The 11,882-nt window shown below is 70.0% G+C and carries 10 protein-coding genes; 5 read left to right on the top strand and 5 right to left on the bottom strand.

Features of this window, described 5'->3' with window-relative positions:
- Nucleotides 1–47 precede the first annotated feature (47 nt).
- The 4 genes from BLQ58_RS06175 to BLQ58_RS06160 are packed head-to-tail and all read right to left on the bottom strand — an operon-like array spanning nucleotide 48 to nucleotide 2,708.
- A complete protein-coding gene (locus tag BLQ58_RS06175) occupies nucleotides 48–1,040 on the bottom strand; it encodes an ATP-binding SpoIIE family protein phosphatase (RefSeq protein ID WP_092595613.1) in 993 nt (330 codons plus the stop codon).
- A 28-nt stretch (nucleotides 1,041–1,068) separates the two neighbouring features.
- Nucleotides 1,069–1,479, bottom strand: a complete 411-nt coding sequence (locus BLQ58_RS06170) for an anti-sigma regulatory factor (protein WP_092595611.1) — start codon at nucleotides 1,477–1,479, stop codon at nucleotides 1,069–1,071.
- A 1-nt stretch (nucleotide 1,480) separates the two neighbouring features.
- Entirely contained in the window at nucleotides 1,481–1,840 is a 360-nt protein-coding gene (locus tag BLQ58_RS06165) for an STAS domain-containing protein (protein WP_092595609.1), read from the bottom strand.
- 16 nt (nucleotides 1,841–1,856) lie between these two features.
- Nucleotides 1,857–2,708, bottom strand: a complete 852-nt coding sequence (locus tag BLQ58_RS06160) for an STAS domain-containing protein (protein ID WP_092595607.1) — start codon at nucleotides 2,706–2,708, stop codon at nucleotides 1,857–1,859.
- A 280-nt stretch (nucleotides 2,709–2,988) separates the two neighbouring features.
- Between BLQ58_RS06160 and BLQ58_RS06155 the strand changes: the two genes are divergently transcribed.
- Genes BLQ58_RS06155 through pdeM form a run of 5 tightly spaced genes read left to right on the top strand, consistent with a single transcriptional unit; the run spans nucleotide 2,989 to nucleotide 9,447 of the window.
- A complete protein-coding gene (locus BLQ58_RS06155; protein WP_092595606.1) occupies nucleotides 2,989–3,261 on the top strand; it encodes a hypothetical protein in 273 nt (90 codons plus the stop codon).
- Between the two features lie 18 nt (nucleotides 3,262–3,279).
- Nucleotides 3,280–4,374 carry a ligase-associated DNA damage response exonuclease gene (locus BLQ58_RS06150; RefSeq protein ID WP_092595604.1) on the top strand — a complete coding sequence of 365 codons (1,095 nt, stop codon included), beginning with the start codon at nucleotides 3,280–3,282 and terminating at the stop codon, nucleotides 4,372–4,374.
- Nucleotides 4,371–6,062 carry an ATP-dependent DNA ligase gene (locus BLQ58_RS06145; protein ID WP_092595602.1) on the top strand — a complete coding sequence of 564 codons (1,692 nt, stop codon included), beginning with the start codon at nucleotides 4,371–4,373 and terminating at the stop codon, nucleotides 6,060–6,062. The genes BLQ58_RS06150 and BLQ58_RS06145 overlap by 4 nt, the downstream gene beginning before the upstream one ends.
- Complete coding sequence (locus BLQ58_RS06140; protein WP_092595600.1) at nucleotides 6,059–8,758, top strand: ligase-associated DNA damage response DEXH box helicase; 2,700 nt, start codon at nucleotides 6,059–6,061, stop codon at nucleotides 8,756–8,758. The genes BLQ58_RS06145 and BLQ58_RS06140 overlap by 4 nt, the downstream gene beginning before the upstream one ends.
- 11 nt (nucleotides 8,759–8,769) lie before the next feature.
- Entirely contained in the window at nucleotides 8,770–9,447 is a 678-nt protein-coding gene (gene pdeM, locus BLQ58_RS06135) for a ligase-associated DNA damage response endonuclease PdeM (protein ID WP_254775827.1), read from the top strand.
- A gap of 212 nt (nucleotides 9,448–9,659) precedes the next feature.
- Here pdeM and BLQ58_RS06130 read toward each other — a convergent pair whose 3' ends face one another.
- On the bottom strand, nucleotides 9,660–11,564 hold the full coding sequence (locus BLQ58_RS06130; RefSeq protein ID WP_254775826.1) for a PAS domain-containing hybrid sensor histidine kinase/response regulator: 1,905 nt from the start codon (nucleotides 11,562–11,564) through the stop codon (nucleotides 9,660–9,662).
- Nucleotides 11,565–11,882 lie beyond the last annotated feature (318 nt).

Raw genomic sequence — 11,882 nt, 5'->3', positions numbered from 1 at the left:
ATGGGTCGGGCATGGCGTTGTCCGGGATCGCGTTCTGGGCGGTCATGTCAGATCTCCGCGCGGCGGATCACCACCACGGTGGCGTCGTCCCGCCCACGGGTGAATTTCCAGAGTACGAAGGCGGCCACGATGGCCGGGTCGCGCTGCAGCACGGTGGCGTCGTCGAACTGCCAGCGCGACTGGATGCCGTCCGAATGCAGGATCACCAGCGCATGGGCGGGCCAGTCCAGTTCCTGTTCCTGCACCGAGCGAATCTGGATGCCGGCCGTGCCGTTCTGGCTGACCAGCGTGCGGTCGCCGATGCCGGAAATCACGCGTCCCACGATGTTGCCCGCTCCGGCAAAGCGGATGCGCTGGCTGCCGCCGTCGATGCGGTAGGCTCCGATGGCGGCGCCACGCGTGCCGCGCAGCGCGACATGGGCGCGCTCGACGTATTGCGCGGGGCTGGCGCCGCGCTGCGGATCGAACACCGTCAGCGCCGCCCTGGCGGCGTCGGCGGCATCGGGGCCGTGGCCCAGCCCGTCCACCACCACCACGTCGGCGCGATGATCGTGCACGGCCACGCCCCAGCCATCGCCGCTGACCTGCTCGCCGGGCGCGGCCACGCAGATCGCGCCCACGGCGAAGCCACCTTTCAGCCGGTGCGGCTTGCCGGCGGCGTCGCGGTCGCGATAGAAGCGCGCCAGGATCAGGCTGCCCACGCCGGGCTGGGTGTGCACATCGAAATCGTCGGCCAGCCGGCTGACGGCGCCCAGGCCCTGGCCAGCGCTGCCGGCCGTGGAGTAGCCGTCCTGCATGCAGGCCGGCAGGTTGGCCATGCCGGGCCCGTCGTCGATCGACATCAGTTCGATGGCCAGGCTGCCGTCCACCTCGCACGCGGCCAGCAACAGCCGGCCACCCTGTGCGTGGCGCACCAGGTTGTTGCCCAGTTCGTTGACGGCCACCGCCAGGCGGCCGGAATGGATGGCGTCGAACCCCAGCCGCGCAGACATCTCGGCGGCATGGCGCCGGGCCTCGCCCACGCGGCTGGGGTCGCTCATCGGCACCGCGTGATGCGGGCCGTGGCCCTTACTTCCACCGAGTGATGCTGACACAGGTTCCCTCGCCAACTTGCGTGCGGATCTCGAACTCGTTCACCAGCCGGCGCGTGCCCGACAGGCCCATGCCCAGGCCGCTGCCGGTGGTCCAGCCGTCGACCAGCGCCTGCTCGACATCGGGAATGCCGGGGCCGTGGTCCTCGAAATGCAGGCGCAGTCCGCGCCGGCTGCCTTCGGCCAGGGTTTCCCAGCGCATCTCGCCGCCGCCGCCGTACACCATCGTATTGCGTGCCAGTTCACTGGCCGCCGTAATCATCTTAGTCTGCTCCACCAGCGAAAACTTCAGTTGGGACGTCAGTGTGCGCACCACGGCGCGCGCCTGCACGATGTCGCGCTCGTCGTGGATGGGGGCGCTGCCCGCCGGGGCAAGTTCGGTCGCCACGTCAGGCCACCCGGGCGGCGTCGAGCATCGCCATGCCGCGTTCCACGTTGAGCGCGGTCTTCACGCCGCTCAGCGACAGCCCCAGTTCCACCAGCGTGATGGCCACGGCCGGGCGGATGCCCACCACCACGGTCATGGCGCCCAGGATGCGGCTGATGTCGGAGATGCTGACCAGCATGCGGCCGATGAAGGAATCGACCATTTCCAGCGCCGAAACATCGATCAGCACCCCGTGCGCGCCGGTCTTCTCGACCATCGCGGCCAGGTCTTCCTGCAGTAGCAGGGCGGTCTGGTCCTGCATGTCGATCTGGATGGTGACCAGCAGGTGCTTGCCCATCCGCAGGATTGGAATTCGTTCCATGGCTGGCTCGCGCGGTTCAGTTGGGGCTGCGGGCCACCGTGTGCCCCGTCATGCGCATGGCCGTGGCCAGCGCGTCGGCCAGTGTCGACTTGGTGATGATGCCCTGCAGGTCGATGCCCAGATGCACGATGGTCTGCGCGATCTGCGGCCGGATGCCGCTGATGATGCTTTCGGCGCCCATCAGGCGGATGGCCGTCACGGTCTTCATCAGGTGCTGCGCCACCAGCGTATCCACGGTGGGCACGCCGGTGATGTCGATGATGGCCAGTTCGGAGCCGGTTTCCACCAGCCGTTCGAGCAGCGATTCCATGACCATCTGCGCGCGGCTGCTGTCCAGCGTGCCGATCACCGGCACGGCCAGCACGCCGTCCCAAAGCTTGATGACCGGCGTGGACAGCTCCATCAGTTCGTGCTGCTGGCGCACGATGATTTCCTCGCGCGTCTTCTGGTACGCGGAAACGGTCCACTGCGCCATGCGGTCCACAATGGCCGAGGTGATCCAGATCACGGCGATCTGGCCGTCCACACCCGCGCTCTGGCGCTGCAGCGCATCGAAGACCGGGCGTTTCAGCGCCAGTACGAAGCCGCTGGTCACGTCGGCCGTCTCCCCCTGCGCGGCCCGGTTGCGCGACAGGTGTGCCAGGGTGTCGCGCAACGTGCCCCACGGGCCGTTGCTGAAGTTGCTGGCGTCGCCGTCGGCGCGCAGGCCCGCTTCCAGGCCCTGCAGGATGGCCGTCTGTTCGGCCGCCACGTTCTGCGTCAGGCCGCGGCCATCGGCATAGTCGTGGTATTCCGCCGTCCAGCCGCGCAGGATGTCTTCGTGCTCGGCGCGCAGGAGGTCGGCAAGTCGCTGGTTTTCGGTGCGCATGGGCGTCGCTATGATGGGTTGGGGGTGGCCGGCGCAGGACTGCGTCGGCGGATAGGGATCCCAACCCATTCTAGGAGAGATTGATAGCTCACACTATCGGCGTCCGGCTGATTGACGGGACAACCAAAATCGGCGTTGCCCACGGCAGCCGGGAGCAAACGCCTTATCGGTAACACCGGTGCCGTTGTGAGAATGCGCCGACACTGGAACGGGACCGCCCCGGCTGACGGCGCCCCGCGCCCCTGTCTAGTCTGTAGCATCGGACAAAGGAGGGGTGACTGTGGACTGGCTTGATGCGCTGCAATGGCCCGCCATGGCTGTGACCGTGCTGGCCACCTGGCTGGTGGGCAGCGAATCGGCGCGCCGCCGCAAGGCGGGATTCTGGGGCTTCCTGGTCAGCAACGCGATGTGGGTGGGCTGGGGATGGCATACGGGCGCCTGGGCGCTGGTGGCGCTGCAGTTCGCGCTGGCCGTGCTCAATATTCGCGGCCAGGCCAAGGCCGACCGCGCCCAGCATGGCGGCAACTCCGGCCAGGAGCGCGCCCCCGGCTGAATCAGGGTGGATATCAGGATGGACGCGACATCGGACCTGATCGTGGCAACGCCGCAAGGGCTGTACTGTCCCGCCGGCGACTTCCATATCGACCCCTGGCGGCCGGTGGCGCGGGCCGTCATCACGCACGCCCATGCGGACCATGCCCGCCCCGGCAACGGCCATTACCTCTGCGCCGAACCGGGCCGGGGCGTGCTGCTGGCACGCCTGCCGGGGATATCGCTGGACACGCTGCCGTACGGTCAGCGCATCACCCACCATGGCGTGACCCTGAGCCTGCATCCGGCCGGCCACGTGCTGGGCTCCGCCCAGGTGCGGCTGGAACACGGCGGCCAGGTCTGGGTAGCCTCGGGCGACTACAAGGTCGAGCCCGAGGGCACCTGCGCGCCGTTCGAACCGGTGCGCTGTGACACGTTCATCACCGAAAGCACGTTCGGCCTGCCGATCTACCGCTGGCCGCGCGAAGCCGCGCTGATGGCCGAGATCTTCGGCTGGTGGCAGGACAACGCGGCGGCGGGCCGGGCCAGCGTGCTGTACTGCTACGCATTCGGGAAGGCCCAGCGCATCCTGAACGGGCTGATGCGCCATGCCGGCGCGGCGCTGGCCATGCCCGGGCCGATCGTTACCCATGGCGCGATGACCGCGCTGAATCACGCTTACGCAGAAGCCGGCGTGGCCTTACCCCCGACCATGACCACCGCGGACCTGCCCGCGCGCAGCCCGGCCCTGCGCCGGGCGCTGGTGCTGGCGCCGCCATCGGCGCAGCGATCCACCTGGCTGCGGCGCTTTGGCGAGGCGTCCGACGCGTTTGCCAGCGGCTGGATGCAGTTGCGCGGCACGCGCCGGCGGCGCGGCGTGGACCGCGGCTTTGCACTGTCCGACCACGCGGACTGGCCAGGACTGCTGTCGGCCATTGCCGCCACGGGCGCGGCGCGCGTGATCGTCACCCATGGCAACGTGCCGGTCATGGTGCGCTACCTGTGCGAGCAGGGCCTTGACGCGCAGGGCTTCCGCACCGAGTTTGGCGACGACGACGATGCCACCGGCGCCGCCGCGGAGCCGGCGCCCGACCCAGCCACGGCGGACGCACCGGCCGGGGAGGGCACGCCATGAAGGCGTTTGCCGATCTCTACAGCGAACTCGACGGCACCACGTCGAGCAAGGCCAAGCTCGCGGCGCTGGCGCGCTACTTCGGCAGCGCGGCGCCGGCCGACGCCGCGTGGGCGGTCTACTTCCTGTCGGGCGGCAAGCCGCGCCAGATCGTGCCGGTGGCCGCGCTGCGCGCGCTGGCGCAGCGGGCGGCCGGGCTGCCCGAATGGCTGTTCGAGGAAAGCTACCAGGCCGTGGGCGACCTGGCCGAGACCATCGCGCTGCTGCTGCCCGACGCCGATCATGTCGACACGGCCGGGTTGGCCGAGTGGGTCGAGCAGCGCGTGCTGCCGCTGCGCGACCTGGCGCGCGGCCAGCCGCCCGAAGTGCTGAACGATGCGCTGGACGCGCTGTGGCGCCCGCTCGATGCGCGCGGCCGGCTGGTGCTGTTCAAGCTCATCACGGGCAGCTTCCGCGTGGGGGTGTCGAAGCTGCTGGTCACCCGGGCGCTGGGCGAGGTGGCCGGTATCGATCCGAAACGCGTGGCCGAGCGCCTGGTCGGCTATACGGACATCCGCACGCTGCCCACGCCAGCGCGGTTCCTGGCCCTGATCGGGCCGGAACGGGCCGAAGGCGAAGCGGGCAGCGGCGATCTGGCGCGCGGCGGCCAGCCGTACCCGTTCTTCCTGGCCCATCCGCTGCAGGTGCCGGTCGAGGAATTCGACGCTGTACTCGGCGCCCCGTCCCGCTGGCAGGTGGAATGGAAGTGGGACGGCATTCGCGCCCAGCTGGTGCGCCGCGAGGGCCGGACGTGGCTGTGGTCGCGCGGCGAGGAACTGATCACCGAGCGGTTTCCGGAGCTGTCGGACGCGGCGCAGCGGCTGCCGGACGGCACCGTGCTCGACGGCGAGATCATCGTCTGGATCGATGGCCGCGTGCAGCCGTTCGCGTTGCTGCAGCAGCGCATCGGCCGCAAGACCGTGGGCGCGAAGCTGCTGCGCGACGCGCCGGCCATCCTGATGGCGTATGACCTGCTGGAATGGCAGGGGCAGGACTGGCGCGCCCGGCCGCAGGCCGAACGCCGTGCGCAACTGGCCCGGGTGGTTGCCGACCACATCCACCCGGCGCTGGAACTGAGCCCGCTGGTCGAGGCCGACGACTGGCCGCACTTTGCCCGGTTGCGCGACACATCGCGCGCGCTGGGCGTGGAAGGCTTCATGCTCAAGGGAGCCGATGCGGCCTACGGCGCGGGGCGCACGCGCGACGTTGGCCTCTGGTGGAAGTGGAAGATCGACCCCTACACCGTGGACGCCGTGCTGATCTACGCGCAGCGTGGCCATGGGCGCCGCGCCAGCCTCTATACCGATTTCACGTTCGCGGTCTGGAACGCGCCGCCCGGCACGCCCGACCGCGCGCTGGTGCCGTTCGCCAAGGCCTATTCGGGGCTGACCGATGCCGAGATGCGCGCCGTGGACGCGATCGTGCGGCGCACCACCGTGGAACAGTTCGGCCCGGTGCGCAGCGTCACGCCGAGCCAGGTGTTCGAACTGGGCTTCGAGGGCATCGCGCGCAGCGGCCGCCACAAGAGCGGTATTGCGGTGCGGTTTCCGCGCATGCTGCGCTGGCGCACCGACAAGCCGGTGGAAGATGCCGACACGCTCGATACGCTCGAAGCGATGTTGCCGGCGGACGGAGCGAAGGACGCCGCATGAGCGCCGGTGACACCCCGTTCGTCCAGGCCCCGCCGGTGGTGGAATCGCTGCCGGCGCTGTTCGCGGCACGGCACTGGCAGCCGTTCGATTTCCAGCGCGCCGTCTGGCAGGCCATCGGCGAGGGCAAGAGCGGGCTGCTGCATGCCACCACGGGCACCGGCAAGACCTATGCGGCGTGGCTCGGCGCGTTGCTCGCCTACGCGGCGCCGCCGGCGCGGGCGGGCGCGCTGCCGCCCCCGCTGACCGTGCTGTGGCTGACGCCGATGCGGGCGCTGGCCGCCGATACCACGCGCGCGCTGCAGGCACCGCTGGCGGAACTGGGGCTGGACTGGACCGTGGCACTGCGCACCGGCGACACCGGCAGCAGCGAACGCGCGGCCCAGGCCCGGCGGCTGCCGACCGCGCTGGTCACCACACCCGAAAGCCTGTCGCTGCTGCTGACCCGGGCCGATGCCCGCGATGCGCTGGGCCGCGTGCGGCTGGTGGTGGTCGACGAATGGCACGAACTGATCGGCAGCAAGCGCGGCGTGCAGGTGCAACTGGCGCTGGCACGGCTGCATGCGTGGCAGCCGGATCTGTGTGTCTGGGGCCTGTCGGCCACGCTGGGCAATCTCGACCATGCGCGCGACGTGCTGCTGGCCGGCGTTCCGGAACGCCGCCGCGTACTGGTGCACGGCCATACGCCCAAGACGCTGATCGTCGATACGCTGCTGCCCGATGCCGCCGGGCGGTTTCCGTGGGCCGGCCATCTGGGCCTGTCGATGCTGCCGCACGTACTGCGCGAACTGGAGTCCAGCAGCACGTCGCTGGTCTTCCTGAATACGCGCTCGCAGGCCGAAATCTGGTATCAGGCCATGCTCGATGCGCGGCCGGACTGGGCCGGGCAGATCGCGCTGCATCACGGCTCGCTGGACCGTGCGGTGCGCGAATGGGTGGAACTGAACCTCAAGAATGGCGCGCTGCGTGCCGTGGTCTGCACGTCGAGCCTGGACCTGGGCGTGGACTTCCTGCCTGTCGAACGCGTGCTGCAGATTGGCTCGCCCAAGGGCGTGGCGCGGCTGCTGCAACGGGCCGGGCGGTCGGGGCATGCGCCGGGGCGCGCATCGCGCGTGACCGTGGTGCCCACGCACAGCCTCGAAGTGGTGGAATCGGTGGCGGCGCGGCTTGCGATCCAGGCCGGTCGTATCGAGGCACGCGAATCGCCCGACAAGCCGCTTGACGTGCTGGCGCAGCATCTGGTGACCGTGGCGCTGGGCGGCGGCTTCCGGGCCAACGCGCTGCTGGCCGAGGTGCGCCAGGCGTGGGCCTATCGCAACCTGACCGACGACGAATGGCGCTGGTGCCTGGAGTTCGTGCGGCAGGGTGGGCCTACGTTGTCCGCGTATCCGGACTACCGGCGGGCGATGCCCGACGACGCGGGCGTCTGGCGCGTGCCCGATGCCCGGCTGGCGCGGCGGCATCGCATGAGCGTGGGGACCATCGTCAGCGACGCATCGATGCAGGTCCGCTTCTGGACGCGCGCCGGTAGCGGCGGTGCGTCGCTGGGCACCGTGGAGGAGGGGTTTATTGCGCGCCTGGCGCCGGGCGACTGCTTCCTGTTCGGCGGCCGCCTGCTGGAACTGGTGCGCGTGCAGGAGATGACGGCCTACGTGCGCCGCGCCACGGGCAAGCGGCCCTCGGTGCCGCGCTGGAACGGCGGCAAGATGCCGCTGTCGACCGAACTGGCCGACGCCGTGGTGACCACGCTCGACGCCGTGCAGGCAGGCGAGCTGGACCCGGCCGCCACGCCCGAACTGCCGCTGATCGCGCCGATCGTGGCGCTGCAGGCGCGCTGGTCGGCGCTGCCGTCGCCACAGACGCTGCTGGCCGAAAGCCTGCATTCGCGCGAAGGCTGGCACCTGTTCCTGTATCCGTTCGCGGGGCGCTCGGTGCATCTGGGGCTGGGCAGTCTGCTGGCGTGGCGGCTGGGCCAGAAGGTGCCAGCCACGTTCTCGGTGGCGGTGAACGACTACGGGCTGGAACTGCTGGCGTCGGCGCCGGTGGACTGGGCGCAGTGGCTGCCACAGGTGCTGGCCGAAGAACGCCAGCGCGACCTGGCTGCCGACGTGCTGGGCAGCCTCAACGCCGGGGAACTGTCGCTGCGGCGCTTTCGCGAGATTGCACGCGTGGCCGGCCTGATCTTTCAGGGCTATCCCGGCGCGCATCACAGCGCGCGGCAGCTGCAGGCATCGTCGAGCCTGTTCTACGAGGTCTTTCGCAAGCATGACCCAGGTAACCTGCTGCTGGGCCAGGCCGAACGCGAGGTGCTGATGCAGGAACTGGACGCGCACCGGCTGGCCGACACGCTGCGGCGCATGGCGACGCGGCGGCTCGACCTGCGCGTGCTGCAACGGCCGTCGCCGCTGGCCTTTCCGCTGATCGTGGAGTTTCTGCGCGAAAAGCTCAGCACCGAGAAGCTGGCCGACCGCATCGCGCGAATGCTGGCGGAGCTGGAACAGGCGGCCGCGCAGCCGGAGGACGAAACCGGCGGCAAGGCCGGCACCTACCGCGGGCCGATGCACGACACCCCGCCCGCCGTGGACGCCGAGCGCGTGGCCGAACTGGCGCGCTTCGGCATGGCCGACCACGCCGGGCCGGCCGGGCCGCGCAGGCCCCGGCGGCCACGCAAGCCGTCGAAGCCGCTGCCGCTCCTATGAATCTGGCTGCCATGACTCCGCACGAAGCAGGGGCGCAGGCCGTGACGCTGGCCGGCGAGACCGTCTGGCTGCTGCCCCAGCACGCGGTCTGGTGGCCGGCTGCGGCCATGCTGCTGGTGGCCGACGTCCATATCGGCAAGGCGGCGGCGTTCCGCGCGCTGGGCCAGCCCGTGCCCCATGGCACGACGGCTGACAACCTGGCCCGCCTGCTGAGCCTGGCGCGGCGCTATCCGGCGCGGGACCTGGTGTTCCTGGGCGATTTCCTGCACGCGCGGGCGGCCCGCACGGCGTCGGTGCTGCTGGCGCTGCACGACTGGCGCCGCGCCATGCCGTCGCGCGTACGCTGCACGCTCGTGCGGGGCAATCACGACACGCACGCCGGCGATCCGCCACCCGAACTGGGCTTCGCCGTGGCGACGGAACCGCTGGTGGCGCCGCCATTCGCGCTGTGCCACGAACCGGGCGCGCGTGCCGAAGGCTACGCGCTGGCCGGGCACCTGCATCCGGCCTGCGTGCTACGCGGCACGGGCGCCGACGCGCTGCGGCTGCCGTGCTTCGTGGTGGGGGAGCGGGGGATGATCCTGCCGGCGTTCGGTGCGTTTACAGGGCACGCCACGGTGCGGGCGGGCCAACGCGAGCGGCTCTATCCGGTCGGTGACGGGCGGGTGTGGGCGCTGCCCGGTGGATGATGTCTCGCGCTGGATGCGCCGTGCCCTCTCCCCCGGCCCCGCTCCCGCCCTGCGGGGGAGGGGAGCAAACCGTTGGAGACTGCCATGCCTGCGGGTTGTCTCCCCTCTCCCATGTATGGGAGACGGGTCGGGGGAGAGGGCAGGCAGTACAACCCGCGAGTGCCCAGAATCGAACCGCCCGCCCGGGGAGCAAACCGCCGCTGCGCGGCGCGTCAGTCTCCGGCAATCACCTTCAGCAGCAAATCGAGTTCCACCGGCTTGATCAGATGCACATCGAAGCCCGCGGCGGCGGTCTGCTCCCTGTCCGACGCCTGGCCGAAGCCGGTCAGTGCCACGTAGCGCGTGCCGGACAGCGCCGGCATGCCGCGCAGCGCGTGGATGACCGCGAAACCGTCCATGCCGGGCATGGCCAGATCGATCAGCGCCACGTCGGGCCGCACCCGCGCGGCGGCGTGGATGGCTTCCATGCCGTCGTAGGCGATCGTCACATGGTGACCCGACATTTCCAGCAGGATCGACATGCTGTCGGCCGCGTCGCGGTTGTCGTCCACCAGCAGCACGCGGCGCTCGTGGCCACCGCCATGGTCCGGGCCGCCGCTGCTGCTTGGTGTTTCGGCCGCAGGCGCCAGCGGCAACTGGACGGTGAACGTGGCGCCCAGCCCCGGGCCTTCGCTGGCGGCGGCAATCGACCCGCCATGCATTTCCACCAGCGAGCGGCACAGCGACAGGCCGATGCCCAGCCCGCCCTGCGCGGTACTGCCGGGCCGGTCTTCCTGTGCGAACAGATTGAAGATCGATTCCAGCGATTCGCGCGCAATGCCCCGGCCGTGGTCGATGACCTGGATCACCAGCGTGCGGTGGCGCACCGACGCCGAGATGGCGATCTGCGCGCCCGGCGACGAGAATTTCGATGCATTGAGCAACAGGTTCTGCATGACCTGGCTCAGCCGGGTACGGTCGGCGTACAGCGGCAGCGGCAGGCTGTCGGTGGTCACGGTCACGGTCTGCGACTTCGCCGCCAGTGCCGGTTCGGCGGCCTCGATGCCAAGGGCGATGATGTCCCGCGTGTCAACGGGCTCCAGCCGCAGGTCGATCTTGCCGGCGGCGATGCGGCCCACGTCGAGCAGGTCGTCCACCAGCCGCGTCAGGTGCGACATCTGGCGCTCGACCAGGCCAACGCTCTTCTGCATGGCCTGCGGGTCCTCGGGGCGCATCTGCATGACGGTCAGCGCGTTGCGGATCGGCGCCAGCGGGTTGCGTAGTTCATGGGAAAGGGTCGCCAGGAATTCGTTCATGCGTCGTTCCGATTGCTCCAGTTCCTCAAGCCGCTTGCGCTCGCTCATGTCGCGCGTGACCTTGGCAAAGCCGCGCAGGGCGCGCGTTTCATCGTAGACCGCCGTGATCGTCACGTTGGCCCAGAACAGCGAGCCGTCCTTGCGCACGCGCCAGCCTTCATCCTCCACGCGGCCCTGGTCGCGGGCGATGACCAACTGGCGGCCGGGCTTGTCGGCGGCCACGTCGTCGGGCGGGTAGAACACCGAGAAGTGCTGGCCGACGATTTCGTCCCGGCGGTAGCCCTTGATGTACGACGCGCCGGCGTTCCAGCTGATGACATGGCCGGTCGGGTCGAGCATGAAGATCGCGTAGTCCTTGACGCTGTCGACCAGCAGCCGCAGGGTTTCCTCGCTCTGGCGCAGCGCCTCGGCAGTGGCGCGCTGCGCGGTCATGTCGCGCGTGACCTTGCCGAAGCCGGTCAGCTTGCCGTGATCGTCGTACAGGGCGGTGATGATCACGTTGGCCCAGAACTGCGTGCCGTCCTTGCGCACGCGCCAGCCTTCGTCCTCGAAGCGGCCCAGCCGGGCGGCGGCTTCCAGTTCCGTGTCGGGCCAGTGGCGCGCCTTGGCCTCTTCGGTATAGAAACGCGAAAAATGCTGGCCGAGGATTTCGTCGCGGCTGTAGCCCTTGATGCGGGCGGCGCCGGCATTCCAGCTCATGACGTGCCCGGTGGCGTCAAGCCGGAAGATGGCGTAGTCGTAGATCGACTCGACCAGCGTGCGATAGGAGGCGTCGTCGCCGATGTCGCGGTGCGGCACCGGATCGCGGGCGGTACGGGACATGATCTGAGGGGCTGGCATGTCTCTAGTTTAGTAGCCTGAAAGGATAACCCGAGACAGGCCGTTCGCTGGGAAGGCGCCGCAAGTGTGTTGCAAATCAGCCGTCCGGGGCGTGGACCGAATGCTTCTCATGCTTTCGGAGATCTGCCAGCGCCGGCGCTGACGCGGCCGGTCGAACGGCTGGCGCCAAGGGGGGCCGCCAGTCGGATAAAAGCTGACAGACCGGACGCCGCCGTTGGGTTAGACTCGCAAGATTCCTGCCCGATGTCTCCCGCCGCGCCACGTCGGGCGCCGGAGATCGAGTGCCTGGACCCAAGGAGA

This window comes from Ralstonia sp. 25mfcol4.1, from assembly GCF_900104095.1.
Classification (GTDB): Bacteria; Pseudomonadota; Gammaproteobacteria; order Burkholderiales; family Burkholderiaceae; genus Cupriavidus.
The sequence above is the reverse complement of the archived record's forward strand: the minus strand, read 5'-3'. Positions and strand labels throughout refer to the sequence as shown.